The organism is Neorhizobium populisoli (assembly GCF_019430945.1).
GTDB lineage: Bacteria > Pseudomonadota > Alphaproteobacteria > Rhizobiales > Rhizobiaceae > Neorhizobium > Neorhizobium populisoli.
The window spans coordinates 134,730-155,122 of record NZ_JAHYCB010000012.1 but is presented as its reverse complement, the minus strand read 5'-3'; the positions used below and the strand labels follow the sequence as shown (position 1 = coordinate 155,122).

Genomic DNA, 20,393 nt, shown 5'->3' with positions numbered 1-20,393 from the left:
TCAATCGCTCAGACCGACTAGTCGGGCTGGATTATCCGAAACCATGGCCCTAACCTCCGCCTCGCTGAAGCCGAGTGCCAGGCAGAGCTTGATGGCCTGCCGCATACCTTCCACGGGGGTCGGATTATCGACCTGCCCCAGATCGGAGCCGATCGAAGAGTGTGCAACACCGGCGGCAAGGATGTGCTCCTTGAGTTCCTGCGGGGAATAGGCGTTGAAGCGGCTGTCGACATACATGCCGGCCGACTGCTCGACCAGCGCACCCATGGCGGCCAGGTCGCGGATATCGTCGTAGGTGAAGTGCAAGCCGTACATCGGATGGTTGATGAGGAGACGCTTGACCCCGCGTTTTTTCGCTTCCTCGAACAGCTGCCAGATTTCCCAGACATGCAGATGGCCGGAAGACAGGATCACGTCGAACTCGGCGATCATGTCTAGGATCTGTTTCACCTCGTCGATAATATTTCCGTACCCGTCGACGACACTCAGCGCCGGCGAGTTTTTCAGCTCGACATTGGAGGCGAGCCGGACCTTGCGATGGGCGCTTCTGATATGGTTGGCGGCCTGCGCCGTCGGCATCCAGATCAGTTTGGCGCCCATCTTCAACTGTGCATCCACGACAAACGGATTGAAGCCGCCGGTCGAATTGTTGAGTACGAGGCCGCTATACATGGCAAGGCCACGATCCCCCAGCACCCGTTCCATCAGGGGAATGAACGGCGCCACGGAATAATGGTGATCCTTGAACAGCACAGCACGCATGCCCGCCGCCGCCGCTTCTTCGGCCGCTTCCAGGTGATCGAGCTGGCGCGGCATCGTCGAAGGCCCGGAATGCACGTGAAGATCCAGTGCGCCGCGCAACAGGCTTGCCGCCAAGGCGTCATCAATACCGGCGATCAGTCGGCGAACTTCCTCGCGGTTGCGTTTCGTATCCTCTGTCGAAGCCATGAACTTCATCCTCCTTGCATCTAAGGCAGCCTTAGAACTTGACTTGGTCCGGCGACAACCTATCGTCTCTATCGTTTCGCGAGCCGGAATGGCTTGGCGGACAGTCTGGGAGGAGGACCCATGACCATTAGAGCCATAGAACGCGCGATGAACGTGCTGCAGGAGCTTAACCAGCAGCCGATCAATACGATTGCGCAGCTTCATGCCCGCACGAAACTGCCCAAGCCAACGCTAGTGCGCATCCTGCGAACGCTGGAGGAGGCAGGCTACGTGGAGAACGACACGCGGCAAGGCGGCTATCAGGTGAGCGCGCTCGTCACATCGCTCAGCTCCGGTTTCCACAAGGGGCCTCTGGTCGTCGAGGCCGGCCGAGCGTGGGCGATCGCCATCACCCGCAAGCACAAATGGCCAGTCGCCATTGCCCTGCCGGATTACGACGACATGATCATCCGCTTCAGCACGGTGCCCGACAGCCTGATTTCGCCCTTCCACAGCACGGTCAACAAGCGCCTGTGCATGCTCACCCGCGCGATGGGGCTTGCCTATCTTGCCTTTCTCGATGGCGAAGACCGCAATGTCATGATCGACATCCTGCAGAAATCCGACAATCCGGAAAATGCGCTGAGCCACCACCAGGACAAACTTCTGCGCCTGCTGAACGAAGTGCGTAGCAACGGTTACGCGACACGTTCCTCAACCGTCGAACCACGCAATTCGGACACGATTGCCGTGCCGATCATAGCCAAAAGCGGCCGGGTGCTTGCCAGCCTGGGACTGACCTATTTCAAGGCCGCGTTTGGTTCAGAGCAGGAGGCACGAGATCGCTATGTGCCAATTCTCAAATCTGCAGCGGTCGCGATTTCAGAAGACCTGAACAGGCTGTCCAGCAGTGTGGCAATCGACGTCAGTTCCGCGGATCAGTCGGCCACATCCGACGATTGAATTCGATCGCCTCTTCATCTGCGATGGCAGCGGCCTCATGAGTTGGTCGTTGTTGATGCTGCCTGCGACTATCGAGCGGCACTTCCGTTGACTTTGATCTATCACGGCGTGGTCCGGATGAGCGGCGCTCCACGATGTGCGAAGCGATGTAGATGCGGCACGCCGGCATGCCGGGCAGGCGCGGGTTTTCGATCCGCTGGACCAGTAGACGCAATCCCACCGCGCCACATTCCTGGCCTTCCATCTTCACGGTCGTCAGCGCTGGCGAGATTTGGGTTGCCGCGGAAAAATCGCCGAAACCGACGACCGATATGTCATCCGGGATGCGGTAGCCTTGCCCGAGCAGTTCCGAAATGACGGTCAGGGCCAATCCGTCATGCGCGCAGAAGAAAGCCGTGGGCTGAACACCCTTCGCCTTCAGGGCACGATACGCATCTGCAAAACCGCCCTGCTCTTCAAACTGCATGGCATGGAGATTGGCATCGCTATACCGTTCGGCAATCTCGCGGGCGCCATAAAAGCGCTCGCGCCGTCCGCGATATCCCGGCACACCATACACATAAGCTATTTCGCGATGACCGAGATCGATCAGATACTGCAGCACGGCCTGTCCGGATTCGTGGTCAGTGCCGGACACCTGATCGGCATCCTCCAGCGGATCGACCCAGCCGAAGCGGACAATCGGAATTCCCGTCGCCACCGCTGCATCAACGGCTTCGCGGTCGTGGGGGCCGACCAGCAAGAGACCGGCGCAGGTCTTGGCCATCTCCGCAAGCTGTCCCTTGTTATGTGTCCAGCGTATCCGCAGACTCATGCCCTGCCGATGCGCTTCGGCCTGAACGCCGTTCTGGATTTGCATGTAGAGTTCGCTGTTGACGGAGTCATGGTCGTGGAAGACGACTGCGATCTCGTTTGATACCGACGAATTGGCCGGCTTGATATAACCCAGCCTTTGCGCCGTCTCGCGAATGCGCTCGCGCGTCTCCTCGCTGACGCCATTCTTGCCGGCGAGTGATCGGGATACCGCGTATTTGGAGAGCCCAACCTCCGCGGCGATCGTTTCTAACGTCACCCGCCCTCGCTTGCCCATATAGCCCTCTCATCGGTCGTGCCGCACCAAACTGCTGCGACGCACAACATAAAATTCCTACTTAAAGCAACATAACACTTTACCTAACAGTATTCGAGTGAGACCTTTGGATTATCCAAGCCTGAAGAGAGAAAAAGCAGCAGTTTGGGCGTGGATTTGTGGAGGAGACACTGATGATCACGCTGAAACGTCGTGCGTTTCTGGCCGGGACCTCGGCCGCCTTGATTTTGCCGGCCCTGCCGGCCCTTGCCGCTGCCAGCTACAAGGAAGCGGATATTCTCAAGCCAAAAGTGTCGAGTGGCGGTCTGCCGCCGGTCAAGGACCGGCTGCCGGAAAACCCGCTCGTCATCAAGCCTGTCGAAAGCATCGGAAAATACGGCGGCGACTGGAAACTGGCGCTTGTGGGCGGCGGATCGCTGTCCATGCTGTTCCGATATCAGGCCTACGAACCATTGCTGCGCTATACGCCAGACTGGTCGGGCGTGACGCTGAATGTCGCGGAAGCCTTCGACGGCAATGCGGATTCGACCGTCTATACGATCCGGCTGCGCAAGGGCATGAAATGGTCGGACGGCCATCCCTATACGACGGCGGACGTCAAATTCTGGTACGATACCGTGCTCACCGACAAGCGCGTCGCAGTCACCAGCCAGGGTCACTGGAAGCAGGGCGGCAAACCGGCCAAGCTGGAAATCGTCGACGAACAGACCTTCAAGGTGATCTTCGATAAACCTAACGGTATGTTTGCGTTGCAAGTTGCTTGGTCCAACTGGGACCATACAACCCGTTGCCCGAAACATTATCTCGAACAGTTCCATATCGACTACAATCCGAAGGCCGACGAGCTTGCCAAGACGCGTGGGTTCCAGTCGTGGATCGCGTCCTTTCAGGCCGCTTCCGGCTTCCAGGAGGACAATACCTTCTTCCTGAATTCGTCGAAAAAGCCGACGCTCAACGCCTGGTATTTCACCATCGCTCCCGGCGAAAATACCGAGCGGGTCGTAGCCGAGCGTAATCCCTACTATTGGAAGGTCGATACCGAAGGGAACCAGCTGCCCTATATGGATCGTATCGTCTACCAGATGGTGGCGGATCCCCAGGTGCTGCTGCTGAAATGCATGCAGGGCGAAATCGACCTGATGGACCAGTATATCGCCACGCCGAACAACAAGTCGGTGCTCTACGACGCGCGCCAGCAGGGCGGTTATGATTTTTATACGCTGACCTCGACCGAGGCAAACGTCATGAACTTCATCTTCAACCTGAACCACAACGACGAGACGAAGCGAAAACTGTTCCGGGACAAGAAGTTCCGGGCGGCAATGTCGATGGCGCTCGATCGTCAATCGCTGATCGACGCGGTGCTTGTCGGCCAGGGCGCGCCGGCCCAGCCTTCGATCAAGGAAGGCGATCCGCTCTACAACGAGCAGCTCGCCAAGCAATATACGGAATACAGCGTCGACAAATCGAATGCCATGCTCGACGAGCTGGTTCCGAAACGCGACAGCCAGAACTTCCGTCTGGACGAAAAAGGCCGCCGCCTGACGATCATCTTCGAGATCGACCAGGCCCGCCCGATCTTCCTCGACCTGTTCCAACTGATCATCCCGATGTTCCAGGCGGTTGGTATCGATGCCCAGATGCGCACCATGGACCGTTCGCTGTGGGAAACCCGCGTCCGCCAGGGTCGCGATTTCGATGCCACCGCCCACCAGTTCGGCGCCAATGGCGGTGTCGCGGCCATGCTCGATCCGCGCTACTATGTGCCGACCGACAATAACGCGATGTATGCCCCGGCCTGGCAGCTCTGGTATCTCGATCCGAAGAATGCCAATGCCGAAGAACCGCCGGAGGATACCAAGAAACAGCTTGCCCTCTACGACAAGCTGAAATCGACCTCCGATCAGGCGGGCCAGCGCGAAGTCATGAAACAGATTCTGCAGGGCGCCGCGGAGACCTTCTACGTGTTCGGCATTTCACAGCCGCCGGACAGTTACGGCATCGTCAAGAACAACATGAAGAACATCACCATGACCATGCCGAACTCGTTCGGCTGGCCGACCCCTGCCCCGACCATGCCGGAGCAGTTCTACAAGGTCTGACATCTCTAGCTGTTTCGTACAGCTTTCCGGGCGCCGGTTTTAACCGGCCGGCGCCATGGGATTTCCTTTGCCGATGAATTGGATGAATGCCATGCTTGAGGCCACACGACCGAACGCCGACACTCTGCGTACTCCCGACTGGTACAAGACCGCGACCCGCTGGACGCAGCTGACTTTTGTGGAAGACGATCCGGAGAAATACGATCCGGCCTTCTGGGTCGATGTATTCAAGCGCACCAAGTCGAATGCTGTCTGCCTGAGCGCTGGCGGCTACATCGCCTATTACCCGAGCAAGGTGCCCTATCACTACGTCTCCAAATTTCTGGGCGACAAGGACATTTTCGGCGCATTGGTCGATGCGGCGCGCAAGCTCGACATGCATGTCATGGCTCGTGTCGATCCGCATGCGATCCATGACGATGCGGCGAAAGCGCATCCGGAATGGGTGATGGTCAATGCCGACGGCAGTCCGCGCCGCCACTGGGCCTATCCAGATGTCTGGGTCACCAATGCCTATGGCGATTACAATACTGGCTTCATGCCGGAAGTGGTGAAGGAGATCGTGCGCGAATACGATATCGACGCGATCTTTGCCAACCGCTGGCAGGGCCACGGTGTCGACTATAGCGAAAACAGCGCCCGCCGCTTCAAGGACATGTTCGGTTATGCCCTGCCGAAAAAGGCGGATGCGGAAGACCCAGCATGGCAGGCCTGGCTGCAATGGCGCCGCCAGGTGCTGACCGACATGATCGCCCAATGGGACGACGCGATGAAGGCGATCCGCCCGAATTCGAGCTTCATCCCGAACATGAGCGGCGCGTCGCTGATGGAGTTCGATCTCTCCGTCATCACCAAGCATTGCCCCTTCCTGGTCGTCGACCATCAGGGCCGCAAGGGTCTGGAAGTCGGCTGGTCAGCCGGCCGCAACGGCAAGCGCATCCGCGCCAGCTTTCCTGACCGCCCCGTCGTGCTGATCACCTCGATCGGCCCGGAGGAAGAATACCGCTGGAAGGATGCCGTCACCTCCGGCGAGGAAATGCAGCTCTGGATCAATAACGGCACGACCCACGGGCTCTACGGCTGGTTCACCAAGTTCAACGGCGTTGTGCCGGACGAACGCTGGGTGGAGCCGGTCGCCGAAGCCTTCGGCCTGCAGGCAGCGGTCGAGCCGGTCATCAACAGCATGAAGCCGACCGCGGAAATCGCCGTGATCGATCCTTCGACAACGCTTCGCCACTGGGCGCCGGAGGACCGGCACAGTGCCGAAAAGCACGATCTCGGCTTCTATCATGCGCTTGTCGAAGCTCGACTGCCGTTCGAGCTGCTTTCCGACCAGGTGCTGACCAAAGAAAATCTCGATCGTTTCAAGGTCGTCATCCTCGCCAACGCCTCATGCCTCTCGAATGCACAGAACGAAGCGATCCGCGCTTACGTGGAACGCGGCGGCAGCGTGGTGGCGGCCTATGAGACTTCGCTGCGCGATGAGAACGGCAAGACGCGACCGGAATTCGGCCTAGCCGATACGCTGGGCATCAAGTTCGCCTCCGGCCCGCGTGGCATCGTCAAGAATACCTATGTGGCGCTCTTCGGCGATCATCCGGTCAATCAGGGTTTTGACGGCGCGGCGCGTATCATGGGCGGTACGCGGCTGATCCATGTGGATACAGCCGGCAATGTGGAAACACCTTTCCTCTATGTTCCGGATTTTCCGGACCTGCCGATGGAAGAGGTATATCCGCGAAAAGACCCGGAAGGTGCCGCCGTCGTGGCGCGCGAGACAGGCAAAGGCGGCCGCACGGTCTATATCCCCTGGAATATCGGCGAGATTTTCTGGGAAGTGTTCGCTGTCGATCACGGCCGGCTGATCGCCAATGCGGTGCGCTGGGCACTCGGCAAGTCATCGCGCATTGCGGTCGAGGGACCGGGCGTCATCGATCTGGCTCTGCGCGAGAATGAAGACGGCATCGCGCTCAGCATGTTCAACCTGACCAACCCGATGATGATGAAGGGTCCGATCCGCGAAAATTACCCTCTGGCGGGCCAGACGGTTTCGGTGGACATTCCAAACGGCAAGTCGGTGGCGCGGGCCTGGCTCGTGGTGGCCGACCGCGCCGCGAACTTCAGCGTCAAGGATGGCCGGGCGATCATGGAGGTGTCTGGTATCGACCGGCTGGAGGTGCTGCACCTCAGTTGGAAATGAGGTGGCGAGGGAGGAGCGCCTTTGGCCTGGAGGGGCCGAAGGTGAATGAAGAACCGACGAAGCGTCCGCGAACCATTCGAGCGGCGGCGCTTTCAACGGGAGGAGAACCATTCCGATGCTGGCCTATATCGTCAGGCGAATCCTATACATGATCCCGACCCTGTTCGGCATGTCGCTGATCGCGTTCCTGATCATCCAGTTGCCGCCCGGCGACTATCTGACTTCGATGATCGCGACGATGAGCGACAGCGGCCAGGCGGTCGACCCTGCCCAGATCGAGCGGCTGCGGGAAACATATGGACTGGATGCTCCGTTCTATCTCCAATATCTGAAATGGATCTGGGGCATCGTGAGCCGTGGCGATTTCGGCCACTCCTTCGAATGGAACCAGCCCGTCGCCAATCTGATCTGGGCGCGGATGGGCTCGACGCTCGTCATCTCCTTGCTCAGCCTGCTGTTCGTCTGGATCGTCGCGCTACCGATCGGCATCTATTCGGCCGTCCGTCGCGGTTCGGTCGGCGACCACGTCTTCACCTTCTTCGGCTTCATCGGGCTTGCGGTGCCCAACTTCATCCTGGCGCTGACGCTGATGTATCTCGCGTATAAATATCTCGGCCTGAGTGTCGGCGGCCTCAATTCTCCGGAATATGCCGAGGCGCCCTGGAGCCTTGCCAAGGTCGGCGATTTCCTGGCGCATCTGTGGATCCCGATCATCATCATCGGCGCCTCGGGCACAGCGGCCTTGATCCGCATCCTGCGCGCCAACCTGACCGACGAACTGCACAAGCCTTATGTCGTCACCGCCCGTGCCAAGGGCCTGCCGGAATACAAGGTCATCCTCAAATATCCGGTGCGCATCGCGCTCAACCCGTTCGTCTCGGCGATTGGCTGGGTCCTGCCGCATCTGGTCTCCGGCGTGACAATCACCGCCATCGTCCTCAACCTGCCGACCGCAGGGCCCCTGCTCTTCCGGGCGCTGATCTCGCAGGACATGTATCTCGCCGGCAGCTTCATCCTGCTCCTTTCGGCGCTGACGCTGGTCGGCATGCTTCTCTCCGATATCCTGCTTGCGCTGCTCGATCCGCGCATCCGGTTCAATTGAGGAGCGGCGGATGACAATTCACGAAACGATGGGAAAAGCCTCAGAACCTTCGCTCGTCATCGTCGATGGCCCCTCGATCAGCCCGTTGAAACAGGGAAAGACAGTCTCCACCGCAGCCGTCGGCCCGTGGCGGCTGGTGGCAGGCAAGCTGGTGCGCCAGAAGGTAGCGATGCTTGCCGGCGCGATCATTCTTTTCCTCTATTTCGTCGGCCTCTTCGCCGAGGTCATCGCCCCATCCCTGCCCTCGACTTCCAAGCCGCAATATACCTATGCGCCGCCGCAGGGGATCAGCTTCTTCGTTACCAGGCCGGACGGTTCGAGCGAGTTCAATTTCCATGTGAAGGGCTACAAGATCGAGATCGAGAAAGTGGCGCTGCGCCGCACTTTCGTGGTCGACGACAACAAGGTCGTGCCGATCGGCTTCTTCGTCAAAGGCCCAGCCTATCAGCTCTGGGGCTTGATCCCGATGGACCGGCATCTGATCGGTCCGATCAATCTCAACGATCCGATGTACCTACTCGGCACCGATCGCCTCGGTCGCGATGTCTTCTCGCGGCTGGTCTATGGCACGCGTGTCTCCATGTCGATCGGCCTCGTCGGCGTCGCCATGTCGCTCATTCTCGGCGTCGTTTTCGGCTCGATTTCGGGCTTCTACGGCGGATGGGTCGATACGGTGATCCAGCGCGTCATTGAGGTGATCAGTGCCATGCCGACCATTCCGCTATGGCTGGGCCTGGCGGCCGCCATTCCCATCACATGGTCGCCGCTCAGCGTCTATTTCGTCATCACCATCATCGTCTCGTTTCTCGGTTGGACGAGCCTGGCACGGGAAGTGCGCGGCCGTTTCCTGGCGCTACGCGGCGAAGACTTCGTAACGGCCGCCAAGCTCGACGGCTCGAGCGAGGCACGGCTGATCTTCCGGCACATCCTGCCGTCGCTGACCAGCCATATCCTTGCCGTCGTGACGCTTGCCGTGCCGACCATGATCGTCGCGGAAACCTCCCTGTCCTTCCTGGGAATTGGATTGAAGCCGCCGGTGGTCAGTTGGGGCGTGCTGCTGCAGGACGCGCAGAATATTCGCACCGTCGCGACCGCGCCGTGGCTGCTGATCTGGCCCTCGCTGGCCGTGGTCGTCGCGGTCCTGTCCTTCAACTTCTTCGGCGACGGCCTGCGCGATGCGGCCGATCCTTATGACAATTGAGGAGGTGACGATGGCTACCCTTCCAGACGACGTCGTGCTCTCCGTCGAAGACCTCTGCGTCGATTTTCGCTTGCGCACGCATATTCTCCACGCGGTCGAGAAGGTAAGCTTCCAACTGAAGCGTGGCCAGACACTTTGCCTCGTCGGCGAAAGCGGCTCGGGCAAAAGCGTCACGGCCCGGTCGCTTTTGCAGATCGTCGATCGTCCCGGCCAGATCGTCGGCGGCAACATTCTGCTGCGAAATGGTGATGCGATCACCGATATTGCCGGGCTTCACCCGGACAGCCAGACGATGCGCGCCATCCGCGGCCGCCGCATCGGCTTGATTTTCCAGGAGCCGATGAGTTCGCTCTCGCCCGTCCACACGATCGGCTCGCAGATCGTCGAGGCCATCCGGCTGCATAGCAAGATGGACAGGAAAGCTGCGCGCGAACGGATGATCGAGCTGCTGCGGCAGGTGGAAATTCCCAATGCCGACAAAATGGCCGATCGTTATACGTTCGAATTCTCCGGCGGCATGCGCCAGCGCGCGATGATCGCCATGGCGCTGGCCGGCGATCCGGATATCCTGATTGCCGACGAACCGACGACGGCACTCGATGTCACCACCCAAGCGGAAATTCTCGACCTGATCAAGCGCCTGCAGGTCAGCCGCGGCATGGCTATGCTGCTGATTACCCATGACATGGGCATCGTGGCCGAAGTGGCCGATGAGGTCGCGGTCATGCGTTTCGGCCGTATCGTCGAGCACGGACCAGTGGATGCGATCTATCACGCCGCCGTACACCCCTACACCCGCCAATTGCTTGCCTCGACGGTGAAACTCACCCACCACGCCGAGGCACGGCAGCCGGTTTCGGCGTTCTCGGCGGAAATGCCGAAACCGGTCCTTTCTGTTCGCGGCCTTGGCAAGACATTCGGGCTTGCGGGCAATACGGTGCTGCGCGCCGTGGACGACGCCAACTTTGACCTATATCCCGGCGAAAATCTTGGGATCGTCGGCGAAAGCGGCTCCGGCAAGACGACGCTCGGACGCCTCATTCTGCGCACCGTCGAACCGACGACCGGCAAAGTGATCTATCGCGCCAGGGACGGTCAGGAGATCGACGTCACAAGCCTTGGCAAACGAGAACTGCGTGGTTTCCATCGCGAAGTCCGCCTCGTCTTTCAGGACCCGTTCGCCTCGCTCAATCCGCGCATGACCGTAAAAGAGGTGATCGGCGATCCGTTGATCGTCAACGGGCTCGCCAAGGGCAAGGCTTTGGAGGATCGCGTCGCCGAGCTGATGCGGCTCGTCGGGCTCGATCCGATGGGTATGGAGCGTTACCCGCACGCCTTCTCCGGCGGCCAGCGGCAGCGTATCGGCATCGCACGGGCGCTGGCGCTCGAACCGCGCATCATCATCGCCGACGAGGCGACCTCGGCGCTCGACGTGTCGATCCGTAGCCAGATCCTCGATCTGCTGCTCGACATCAAGAAGCGCCTCAACCTCAGCTTCGTCTTCATTTCGCACGACATTTCAGTGGTGCGCTATTTCTGCGACCGCGTCGCCGTCATGCATCGCGGCAAGATCGTCGAACTCGGTAGCGCCGAGCAGATCTGCACTGCGCCGCAGGAAGCCTATACGAAAAGCCTGATCTCCGCCGTCCCGAACCCCGACCCACGCGACAAGCGCATGCTGCACCGTCAGCGCTTCGTCGCACCGGCGAATGCGTGAGGACATAGCCATGCAAATACTTCACCACCCAACCCGCGGCCTCTTCGGAGGATCGCGCTAAGACCCACGGCTTTTAGAATTTCCGGACGCTATCTCTGTCTGTTTTCAAGAGGCTTTCGCCTCGAAGGCGGAGCTGTGTCCGGACCTTAGACAAAGAGGACCAGCACAATGCCTAACGATATCCAATTCCCTTTCGGCGCCGTCTATTTCCGAAAATCCAACCCGCCTCGCGAGCATTGGGAGCGCGATTATGGCGTCGCCGGCGAGGACGGGCTCAATATTTTCCGCCACTGGTTCATGTGGAGTGCGATCGAGGTAGCGCCCGGCGTCTATGATTGGGAAGAATACGACCGGCAGCTCGATCTTGCCGCCAAGAACGGCATCAAGACGATCATCGCCGAACTCATCCACGCCGTGCCGGACTGGGCGGTGCGCAAATATGCCGATGCGCTGCAGGTCAACGCCGACGGCACCAAGCTCGGTTCCTATATGGGCGTTTCGGCCGCAACGGGCGGCTTTTCCAACAATGGTGGCGGTGCCGGTGCGCTTACGCTGAACTGCCCGGAAGTCAAGGAAGCTGCCGGCAAGTTCCTGACCGCACTCGCCACCCGCTACAAGGACCATCCGTCGATCTACGGCTATGACGTCTGGAACGAGTGCAATTATTCGGCTGATGTCGATTATTCGAGTTATGCCAAGGCGGCTTTCCGCAAATGGCTGGAGAAGAAATACGGCACGTTGAAAGTGCTCGCCAAGGCCTGGCACCGCTACAGCTATGCCGAATGGGACGATGTCGAGCCGCCGGTGCATATGGCGCCTTATCCGGAATGCATCGACTGGCTGCAGTTCAAACGCGACAATTTTTACGACCAGATGCAGTGGCGCATCGATACGATCCGCGCCATCGACCAGAAGAACGTCATCGCCGCCCACGGCATTTCCGGCTCGATCCCCAACATGGCGGCAAACGGCTGCGACGACTGGCTGGCCGCCTCCAAGGTGCAGGTCTACGGCTTCACCTGGATTCAGGCGCGCAAGGGCACCGAGCCCTGGAAGACTTGGTACGGTGTCGATATCAACCGCGGTGCTGCACGCGGCAAGCCTTTCTGGCACGCGGAGCGTCAGGGCGGCCCCTTGTGGCTGCAGCCGCAGGTGATCGGCCGGGACAAAGAGGACGGCCGCGTTGCCGAGCCGGAGGACATCCGCATCTGGACCATGACCTCGTTTGCGGGCGGTGCCCGTGGCGTGCTGAATCTGCGCTGGCGTCCGCTGCTCGACGGCCCGCTCTTCGGAGCCTTTGGCGCCTATGGCATGGACGGCTCGCGCACGCCGCGTTCGCAAATGCAGAGCGCCATGGCTAAATGGGCCAACGATCCGGCCCAAAAGCCGTTGTGGGACGCCAAGCCGGTGCGCGGCGAAATCGGCATTCTTGTGGTTCCCGAAACCCAGGAATGGGAATATCTACTGAGTTACGATCGCAAGGAAAAGCCTTATCCGGAAGCCATGTGGGGTACCTATCGCGCCTTCCTCGATAATGGCATGCAGCCGGACTGGGTGCATATCGATGATATCGACGCTTACGATTTCCTGTATTTCCCCTATCCGATCATGTTCACCGAAAATCAGGCGGCTCGCCTTAAGGCCTGGGTCGAGAAAGGCGGCACGCTGATCGCCGAAGCCTGCCCCGGCTATTTCGGCGACCGCGGCCATGTCGGCCAAGTGCAGCCGAATATGGGCCTCGACACAGTCTTCGGCGCACAGGAAGAAACCGTCGAATTCATGCCGGATATCGGCGACCGCATCCATTTCAAATTCGGCGACATTGCCGTCGATGGCGGCGGCTTGCTGCAATCCTACCGGCTTGCCGGCGGCAAGGCGCATGGCAATTTTGACGACGGCCGTATGGCGGTGGTCGAGAACACGTTCGGCCAGGGCCGGACGCTGTTGATAGGCACCAATCCTTCCGTCGCCTATTATCGAACGAACGGAAAATCGAATGCTGGCTTCTATGCCGAACTCATCAAATGGAGCGGCAGAACCAGCCATGCGGCGCTTTCAAATGCCAATCTCTTTGCCCGTGTCCACAAGGGCGACGCCGGCAGCTTCCTCTGGCTGGTCAATCCGACACGGGAGGCTCAGACGACAGAGGTGAAACTTGCTGCAGAACACGGCAGCATCGGCGGCGGAGCGCCAGTCTGGCCGTTGGATTCTGCGGGAGGAAAGATCGAGGTACCCGCTCGCGACGTATTGATCCTGCCGCTGGCCGGCGGCTGATCGTTGGAACAGTATCCGCCCGTCTCGGAAAGTAACGTCCCATTCGCCGTCCAACCCGCGGTGAATGGGACCTGCTTCTTCGAGTCAGCCGATCACATGCCTGATGGCCTCGGCTGCAAGACGATGGTCGTCGTATTGCGTCAGGCCGCTCACAGTCACGGAACCGATGCAGCCGCTTCCCTTGACGATGATCGGAACGCTGCCACCGCTTGAGACGAAATCATCCGGCGACAGGATGTAACGCTCCAGAAATGGTCGGCCTTCTCGATCGGCAAGCAGCTTCATCATCAGCGAGCTGCGATAAAAGCGTTCGACGACATTGCGCTTTCGTCTGATCCAGTGAGCATTGTCGGGCATGGCGCCCGGCATGGAAAAATAGAATAGCGGATGGGCGGTTCGGGCCACTTCGAAGGCGATCGGCATGTTTTCCGCCAATGCCCGCTTTTGAATGAAGCAGCCGATCTCCCAGGCGATCAGCGGATCGAATGCGGGGAGCTCGAGCTCCGCCGCCTGGATCTGCAGCTCTTCGATGGTTTGAGGTGCGGTCAAGATTGTGTCCTTGCGACAAGACGGTATGAGATTGGCTGCGACCTAAAGGCCAAGCTTTTTAACATAGTCGATCGACCGCTTCGCAAAGGCACGCCAATCGCTCGGGTTGTCGTGCTCGGTGACGATATGCTCGGCCTTCGTCTTGCGGAACAGTGGCACGAGCTTTTGCCAGTCAATGATACCGTCGCCGGTCGGCGCCCAGCCATCGTCCTGTTTCGTCCCGAACGGCATCGTATCCTTCACCTGGATGGCAATGATGCGGTCGGCGAATTTCTCAAGCTCGGCTGCAGGATCGCCGCCGGCGCGGGTAATCCAGCCGCAATCGATCTCGAACCAGACATTTTCACCGCCGCCTGCCATAATATGGTCGATCGGGCGCGAGCCGTCCGCCAGGGGCATGAACTCGAAATCGTGGTTGTGCCAGGCGACCTTCAGGCCGTGGTCCGCCGCAAGTGCTGCGCCTTCGGCAAGCTGCCGCCCTAGACCATTCCAGTATTCGGCGCTCGTGCCACGCTCTTCCGGCACCACATAGGGCGGGATCATGATCGTCGCGCCGATGGTGAGCGCAATGTCGATGAAGCGGTTCGGTTCGTTGACCAGCCCCTTCAACGGCATGTGGAAGCAATGGCATTTCAGGCCGTTATCGTCGAGCGCCTGTCGAAAGGCCTTCGGATCGGCCTCATAGGCCGGCAGCCAGGGCTCGATCGCATCGTAACCGAAAGATTTCAGCTCAGCGAACTGGGCGAAAAGCGGTGGGAAATTGCGGGAGGAATAAAGCTGGTAGGAAATCGGATACGTCATGGATTTCGTCTTTCGATGCATGTGCGACAACGCATGGCCCGACGGGCACCGCGTCTCGTCTGAACTGCTATTGCGGCTGCTTGTCCCGATCGAATTCGAGAAGTTCGATCAATCCGCCAAGCGCCCCTTCGGTGTCGAAATAGGCGTAACGGCCGGTTCCGCTCTGGAATTCGCCCCGCTGCAGCATAGGATGGCCCGCCGCTTCGAGTGCTGCGGTATCGCGTGTCAGGTTGCGGGTCTTGAAGGCCAGATGGTGGAAGCCCGGGCCGCGGCTTTCCAGAAGATCGCGCCAGGCACTCGGCTCCGGTCCCGGCTCGATGAATTCCAGGTCGATATGGGCGAAATGGAACATCATGATGCGGCAGCCGATCCGCGGCGGTCCACCCCGATAGACGGCCTGCGCCTTGTCCGGATCGGCGGCATAGCTCACCGGCGGCAATGGCAGCCCGGTCAGTTGTGAAAACCAGGCGGCCGATTCTTCGAGCTTGTGGGTAACGAAGCAAATCTGCAGAAGCTCTTCGCCATCGCCCAGGATCGCAGTTGCGGTCATGTCAGGCCTCCAGTCGCTTGCCGGTTTCGGGATCGAAGAAATGCACCCGCGTCGCATCGATACCGACGGCAAGCTTCTCGCCCGGTTGCTGCAGGATGCGTTCGCGGAAGACGCCGACCACGTCATGGCTGCCAAGCCGAAGGACGACCTGCGTTTCCGAGCCGGTCGGTTCGACGGTGACGATCTCGGCGGCAAGCCCGTTCGGATCGAGGCTGAAATGCTCCGGCCGGATGCCGAGGCGGACGTCCCGGTTGCCGACACGTTCGGCGCCCGGCACTGCGAAGGTGGTGTTATCCGCCGTCCGGAAATTGCCGTTCTCCAGCCTGCCGGAGAGAATGTTCATGCTCGGGGAGCCGATGAAACCGGCGACGAAGAGATTGTTTGGACGATCGTAGAGTTCGAGCGGCGAGCCGACCTGCTCGACCACGCCGCCATTCATCACCACGATGCGATCGGCCATGGTCATCGCCTCGATCTGGTCGTGGGTGACATAGACGGTGGTCGTTTTCAGGCGCTGGTGGTTCTGCTTGATCTCCGAGCGCATCTGCACACGCAGCTTGGCATCGAGGTTCGACAGCGGCTCGTCGAAGAGGAAGACTTTCGGCTTGCGCACCATGGCGCGGCCCATGGCGACGCGCTGCCGCTGGCCGCCGGAGAGATGCTTGGGATAGCGCTTCAGGTAATCTTGGAGGCCGAGCATCTTGGCGGCTTCCGCCACCCGTGTCTTGATCTCGTCTCTCGGCGCACCACCGAGCCTCAGCGAGAAGCCCATATTCGCTTCGACCGTCATATGCGGATAAAGCGCATAGGATTGGAACACCATGGCGATGTCGCGTTCTTTCGGGGCAAGCGTGTTCACAACCTTGCCGTCGATGGCGATCTCGCCGCCGCTGATCGCTTCCAGACCGGCAATCATCCGGAGAAGCGTTGACTTGCCGCAGCCGGACGGGCCGACCAGCACCACGAATTCGCCGTTGGCGATATCCACGGACACGCCGTGAAGGACTTCCAGCGCACCGTAATTCTTGCGCGCCTGCGCGATGTTCACTGAGCCCAAGGGGCACCTCCATTCAAAAATTCAGTCGTCCCAGGCGGGCGATTTTTCGGGATCGATACGGCGATAACCGCGATCGAGTTTACGGATCTCGGCCATTTCGGCCGCATCCAGCGAAACGGTGCCGGCAGCGAAATTTGCCCTGAGATTGGTCTCGCTGCCCGAAGCGGGAATGACGATGTGGCCTTCCGCCATCAAGAAGGCCAGCGCGACGGCCGAGACCGTGACGCCGTGTTTTTCGGCGATACGCTTCAGCACGGCATCATCGGCAATCTCGCCTTTGGCGAGCGGCTGATACGCCGTCAACTGCAGGCCGATCTTTCGCGCATGGGCCACGAGCTTGGGCGCCTGCAGATAGGGATGGATCTCGACCTGATTGGTGGCAAGCGCATTCTCTCCGATCAGGGCCGCTGCCTTGTCCAGAAGCGCAGCCGGATAGTTCGACACACCGATCAGGCGGGCATAACCCTTCTGCTGCGCCTCGACGAGCGCCAGCATATAATCCTCAAATGGCACAGCATCCCCATGCGACGGCCAGTGGATCAGCAGCAGATCGACCTGATCGACGCCGATCGTGTCGAGGCTGGCACGCACCGAGGGCACGAACTGCGCCTTGTCGAGCCGAGTATCGGCGACTTTGGTGGTGACGAAGAAATCGCCGCGCTTGAGGCCGGAGCGGCGCATAGCCTCGCCGACATTCTGCTCGGTGCCATAGCTCTGGGCGGTATCGAGATGGCGGTAGCCGATCTCGATTGCCTTCAGAAGTGCGGCAATGCCCTCGTCTCCCGTCCGGCCATAAGTACCGAGCCCAAGCTTGGGAATGGTGTCGTCCGTCATGATCATCCTTTCGTGGCGCCCGCGGTCAAGCCGCCGACGAAGAGACGCTGCATCGAGAAGAACAGAAGCGCGATCGGCAGCGTCATGACGACGGAGGCGGCCATGACGGCACCCCAATCGGTGTTGAACTCGGTCGAGAATTCTGCAAGCCCGATCGGCAGGGTCTTCACGGAACTATCGGTCGCAAAGCAGAGCGCAAAGACAAACTCGTTCCAGGTGGTGACGAAGGCGTAGACGACGACCGCGACGATGCCCGGCGTCGAAAGCGGCAGCGTGATGCGGAAAAGAATGCCGACCCGCGAGGCGCCGTCGATGATCGCCGCCTCCTCAAGCTCCACCGGGATCGCCTTGAAATACGACGTCAGCATCCAGACCGAGAGCGGCAGCGTGACGATCATATAAACGAGGATCAGACCCCAGAACGTGTTGACGAGGCCAAGCACCCTGAGAGTGATGAACAGCGGCACGATGATCGCCGCCGTCGGCAGCAGCTGGCCGATCAGCACGAAGCTCTGCAGGATCGGTTTGCCGCGGAAGTTGAAGCGGGCGAACCCGTAGGAGGCAAAGATCGCGAGGATCAGCGCCAGTACGGTGGAGCCGACCGAGATGATCACACTGTTCAGGAAGTAACGCGGAATATTGCTCTCGAAGAGCACCTTGTAATAATTGCCGAATGTCGGCGTCTCCGGCCACCAGATCGGCGGCACGGTGTAGAGTTCCGGCAGCGTCTTGATCGACGAACCGAACATCCACATGAACGGAAACAGGCATATGAAGACGATGACCACCGCGCCGATGATGGTGATGGGCAGCGGCAGGCCGGTGCGCTTCAGGGTGTTTGCGTCGCTCATTTTGCCTCTCCCGGGGTCGAGGCCAGCGCCTTGATGTAGATGATGACGATGACCAGCGCGACGGCAAAGAACATCACCGAAAGTGCTGCCGCCTGATTGAAATTGGTGCTCTCGAAAGCGAGCCGGAAGATCTGGATCGGCGTGATCAGCGTGCGGTTGGCAGGGCCGCCGCGGGTGATCGCGTAGATGATGGTGATCGAGTTCAGGCCCCAGATGACCAGTAGCAGGGTGACCGCGACGATGACCGAGCGCACCTGTGGCAGCATGATGTGGAAGACCTCCTGCCAGAAATTGGCGCCGTCGACGCGAGCCGCCTCATAGAGATCGTTCGGGATCGACTGCAGGCCGGCGAGCACCATGATCGCCACGAAAGGGAAGAGCTTCCAGACGTTGATGGCAATCAGCACCGGCATAACGGTGCTGCCATTGGTCAGCCAGCCGATCGGTTCCGGAATGACCCCGGCGCCGGTCATCATGTAGTTGATAATGCCGAATTCGGTATGGAACATCCAGGCCCAGGTGGTCGCCGCGACGATGCCGGGCACAACCCAGGGCAGCAGCGTGATCGACCGCACGATGCCGCGACCGACGAAATTCTGGTTGAGCAGAATGGCTGCCGCTGTGCCAAGCACCACCTGAAAGACAATCGATCCTCCGACGAACCAGAGCGTGTTCCAGAACGCCTGCGGCGTGGCGCGCGCGCCGAGCACAGCGTTGAAATTGTCGAGGCCGACGAAGGCGCCCTGGCGATCGGTGACGCTCAACAGGCCGGTATAGGCAACGGGATAGGCGATGAGCATGGCCAGCACGATCAGCGCTGGCAGCACGAAAACAAGGCCCGTCGAATTGCGGTCCATCTATGGCTCCTTCGGGAAGTCAGATGCGTGGCCGCTCCGGGAGATTGAGCCCCGGAGCGGTCGGATATCCGAGTATTATTTCTGGTCGAGCAGGGCCTGGATGTCCTTCGCGGCACCATCCATGGACTTCTGCACGTCTTCATCGCCAAGCAGGATGCGCTGAATGCCGTCGAAATAAGCCTGGGTGATCTGTACCCAGTTCTTGTTGTTCGGCACGGCGCGACCGTAGGGCAACATTTCCTTGAAGACGGTCAGGATCGGATCGCTGAAGCGCGGCAGCGACATGGCCGACTTGCGGGCCGGGAAGGTGTCTGTCAGGGCGCCCTGGTTTTCCGCCTCGGCCAGGAAGCCGACCAGCTTCTTGGCATCCGTCGGGTTCTTGGCCGACTTCGGAATGACGAAGCTCCAGCCGCCGAGAAGGGCTGCGGTCTTCTTGTCGGCCGGATGCGGGATCTGCATCACGCCGATATCGATCTTCGGGTTTTCCTTCTTGATCGAAGCGATGTCGAACTGGCCGGACTGGTAGGCTGCGACCGTCTCGGCAATGAACAGGCGGCGAAGCGCCGTGCCGTCGTTTTCGAGCGTCGAGGCCGGCGCCTGCTTGTTCTTGAAGAAGTCCGTATAGAACTTCACGGCCGCGACGGCTGCCGGCTGGTTGACGAGCGCCTTCTTGCCGTCGGCGGAAATGATGTCGCCGCCGTTCATCCAGATGAAGGGAAGCGAACGGAAAATGGTGTTGCCCATTTCGCCGCCGCCGGTAATGCCGAAGCCGGAAAGCTTGCCCTTGGAGAGCGTCTTGGCGGCAGCAACGAGTTCGTCCCAGGTCAGCGGCGGCTTCGCCGGATCAAGGCCGGCATCCTTGAAAGCGCCCTTGTTGTAGATGATCGCATGGGTCTCGATGCGGTACGGAATGCCCCAGAGCTTGCTGTTCCATGTCGCATAGTCCAGCGCGGCGGGAATGTAGTCGTCGCGATCCTTCAGCACGTCATCGACCGGCAGAACGAGGTCGTTCTGGGCATAACCATTGATCCAGGCATGCTGCACGTCGATGACTTCAGGGGCAGCACCCGACTGAAGCGCGGTCAGCACGCGCTGCGGCAGGCCGTCCGAGGTGGTGATCTCGAGCTTGACCTTGACGTCCGGGTTGGCTTTTTCGAACTTGGCGACGATTTCGCGAGCTCTCGCCTCGTTGAAGTTCGGCGTCCACCAGGTGACGTCACCGGCGAATGCTACACCGCTGGCGAGCATCGTCATTGCGGTGGCCATGACGGCCAGTTTCTTGAGTTTCATTGCCATTTCCTCCTCCATGCGGCTTGAT

General features: G+C 60.1%; 17 protein-coding genes. 7 read left to right on the top strand and 10 right to left on the bottom strand.

The annotated features are described in order from the left end of the window. Positions 1–948 (bottom strand): DUF6282 family protein, encoded by a 948-nt coding sequence (locus KX729_RS26965; RefSeq protein WP_219745586.1) that lies wholly within the window; start codon positions 946–948, stop codon positions 1–3. Positions 949–1,068: 120 nt separating this feature from the next. Between KX729_RS26965 and KX729_RS26960 the strand changes: the two genes are divergently transcribed. Beyond that, positions 1,069–1,890, top strand: a complete 822-nt coding sequence (locus KX729_RS26960) for a helix-turn-helix domain-containing protein (RefSeq protein WP_219745585.1) — start codon at positions 1,069–1,071, stop codon at positions 1,888–1,890. On the opposite strand, the gene KX729_RS26955 is transcribed toward KX729_RS26960, so the two are convergent. Then, on the bottom strand, positions 1,853–2,980 hold the full coding sequence (locus KX729_RS26955; RefSeq protein ID WP_219745584.1) for a LacI family DNA-binding transcriptional regulator: 1,128 nt from the start codon (positions 2,978–2,980) through the stop codon (positions 1,853–1,855). The two genes, KX729_RS26960 and KX729_RS26955, sit on opposite strands and share 38 nt — an antisense overlap. 173 nt (positions 2,981–3,153) lie before the next feature. On the opposite strand from KX729_RS26955, the gene KX729_RS26950 reads away from it, so the two are divergent. From KX729_RS26950 to KX729_RS26925, 6 genes are all read left to right on the top strand, one after another. Beyond that, entirely contained in the window at positions 3,154–5,082 is a 1,929-nt protein-coding gene (locus tag KX729_RS26950; protein WP_219745583.1) for an ABC transporter substrate-binding protein, read from the top strand. A gap of 82 nt (positions 5,083–5,164) precedes the next feature. Further along, on the top strand, positions 5,165–7,282 hold the full coding sequence (locus tag KX729_RS26945) for a family 10 glycosylhydrolase (protein ID WP_376776078.1): 2,118 nt from the start codon (positions 5,165–5,167) through the stop codon (positions 7,280–7,282). 115 nt (positions 7,283–7,397) lie between these two features. Then, complete coding sequence (locus tag KX729_RS26940; protein WP_219745581.1) at positions 7,398–8,384, top strand: ABC transporter permease; 987 nt, start codon at positions 7,398–7,400, stop codon at positions 8,382–8,384. A gap of 10 nt (positions 8,385–8,394) precedes the next feature. Continuing rightward, positions 8,395–9,585, top strand: a complete 1,191-nt coding sequence (locus tag KX729_RS26935; protein ID WP_219745580.1) for an ABC transporter permease — start codon at positions 8,395–8,397, stop codon at positions 9,583–9,585. Between the two features lie 10 nt (positions 9,586–9,595). Next, the gene (locus KX729_RS26930) at positions 9,596–11,302 is read left to right on the top strand and encodes an ABC transporter ATP-binding protein (RefSeq protein ID WP_219745579.1); all 1,707 of its coding nucleotides are present in this window, start codon (positions 9,596–9,598) and stop codon (positions 11,300–11,302) included. Between the two features lie 168 nt (positions 11,303–11,470). After that, the gene (locus KX729_RS26925) at positions 11,471–13,576 is read left to right on the top strand and encodes a beta-galactosidase (RefSeq protein WP_219745578.1); all 2,106 of its coding nucleotides are present in this window, start codon (positions 11,471–11,473) and stop codon (positions 13,574–13,576) included. 84 nt (positions 13,577–13,660) lie between these two features. On the opposite strand, the gene KX729_RS26920 is transcribed toward KX729_RS26925, so the two are convergent. The 8 genes from KX729_RS26920 to KX729_RS26885 all read right to left on the bottom strand — a co-directional run bounded on the left by KX729_RS26920 (position 13,661) and on the right by KX729_RS26885 (position 20,365). Beyond that, positions 13,661–14,125, bottom strand: coding sequence for a heme-degrading domain-containing protein (locus tag KX729_RS26920; RefSeq protein WP_219745577.1), 465 nt, complete (start codon positions 14,123–14,125; stop codon positions 13,661–13,663). A 42-nt stretch (positions 14,126–14,167) separates the two neighbouring features. After that, positions 14,168–14,926, bottom strand: coding sequence for a sugar phosphate isomerase/epimerase family protein (locus KX729_RS26915; protein WP_219745576.1), 759 nt, complete (start codon positions 14,924–14,926; stop codon positions 14,168–14,170). A gap of 67 nt (positions 14,927–14,993) precedes the next feature. Then, positions 14,994–15,476, bottom strand: coding sequence for a VOC family protein (locus KX729_RS26910; protein WP_219745575.1), 483 nt, complete (start codon positions 15,474–15,476; stop codon positions 14,994–14,996). Between the two features lies 1 nt (position 15,477). Continuing rightward, positions 15,478–16,533: an ABC transporter ATP-binding protein gene (locus KX729_RS26905; RefSeq protein WP_219745574.1), complete on the bottom strand. Its 1,056-nt coding sequence runs from the start codon at positions 16,531–16,533 to the stop codon at positions 15,478–15,480. A gap of 21 nt (positions 16,534–16,554) precedes the next feature. Next, positions 16,555–17,367 (bottom strand): aldo/keto reductase, encoded by an 813-nt coding sequence (locus KX729_RS26900; RefSeq protein ID WP_246617880.1) that lies wholly within the window; start codon positions 17,365–17,367, stop codon positions 16,555–16,557. Positions 17,368–17,369: 2 nt separating this feature from the next. After that, positions 17,370–18,218, bottom strand: coding sequence for a carbohydrate ABC transporter permease (locus KX729_RS26895; protein ID WP_219745572.1), 849 nt, complete (start codon positions 18,216–18,218; stop codon positions 17,370–17,372). Further along, positions 18,215–19,075 (bottom strand): carbohydrate ABC transporter permease, encoded by an 861-nt coding sequence (locus KX729_RS26890; protein WP_219745571.1) that lies wholly within the window; start codon positions 19,073–19,075, stop codon positions 18,215–18,217. The genes KX729_RS26895 and KX729_RS26890 overlap by 4 nt, the downstream gene beginning before the upstream one ends. Positions 19,076–19,150: 75 nt before the next feature. Next, positions 19,151–20,365: an ABC transporter substrate-binding protein gene (locus KX729_RS26885; protein WP_219745570.1), complete on the bottom strand. Its 1,215-nt coding sequence runs from the start codon at positions 20,363–20,365 to the stop codon at positions 19,151–19,153. Positions 20,366–20,393: the final 28 nt, after the last annotated feature.

Excerpts from the sequence above, each read along its gene's own strand:
- KX729_RS26965 (WP_219745586.1), bottom strand. The coding sequence starts at position 948 with ATGGCTTCGACAGAGGATACGAAACGCAACCGCGAGGAAGTTCGCCGA.
- KX729_RS26960 (WP_219745585.1), top strand. The coding sequence starts at position 1,069 with ATGACCATTAGAGCCATAGAACGCGCGATGAACGTGCTGCAGGAGCTT.
- KX729_RS26955 (WP_219745584.1), bottom strand. The coding sequence starts at position 2,980 with ATGGGCAAGCGAGGGCGGGTGACGTTAGAAACGATCGCCGCGGAGGTT.
- KX729_RS26950 (WP_219745583.1), top strand. The coding sequence starts at position 3,154 with ATGATCACGCTGAAACGTCGTGCGTTTCTGGCCGGGACCTCGGCCGCC.
- KX729_RS26945 (WP_376776078.1), top strand. The coding sequence starts at position 5,165 with ATGAATGCCATGCTTGAGGCCACACGACCGAACGCCGACACTCTGCGT.
- KX729_RS26940 (WP_219745581.1), top strand. The coding sequence starts at position 7,398 with ATGCTGGCCTATATCGTCAGGCGAATCCTATACATGATCCCGACCCTG.
- KX729_RS26935 (WP_219745580.1), top strand. The coding sequence starts at position 8,395 with ATGACAATTCACGAAACGATGGGAAAAGCCTCAGAACCTTCGCTCGTC.
- KX729_RS26930 (WP_219745579.1), top strand. The coding sequence starts at position 9,596 with ATGGCTACCCTTCCAGACGACGTCGTGCTCTCCGTCGAAGACCTCTGC.
- KX729_RS26925 (WP_219745578.1), top strand. The coding sequence starts at position 11,471 with ATGCCTAACGATATCCAATTCCCTTTCGGCGCCGTCTATTTCCGAAAA.
- KX729_RS26915 (WP_219745576.1), bottom strand. The coding sequence starts at position 14,926 with ATGACGTATCCGATTTCCTACCAGCTTTATTCCTCCCGCAATTTCCCA.
- KX729_RS26910 (WP_219745575.1), bottom strand. The coding sequence starts at position 15,476 with ATGACCGCAACTGCGATCCTGGGCGATGGCGAAGAGCTTCTGCAGATT.
- KX729_RS26900 (WP_246617880.1), bottom strand. The coding sequence starts at position 17,367 with ATGACGGACGACACCATTCCCAAGCTTGGGCTCGGTACTTATGGCCGG.
- KX729_RS26895 (WP_219745572.1), bottom strand. The coding sequence starts at position 18,218 with ATGAGCGACGCAAACACCCTGAAGCGCACCGGCCTGCCGCTGCCCATC.
- KX729_RS26890 (WP_219745571.1), bottom strand. The coding sequence starts at position 19,075 with ATGGACCGCAATTCGACGGGCCTTGTTTTCGTGCTGCCAGCGCTGATC.
- KX729_RS26885 (WP_219745570.1), bottom strand. The coding sequence starts at position 20,365 with ATGAAACTCAAGAAACTGGCCGTCATGGCCACCGCAATGACGATGCTC.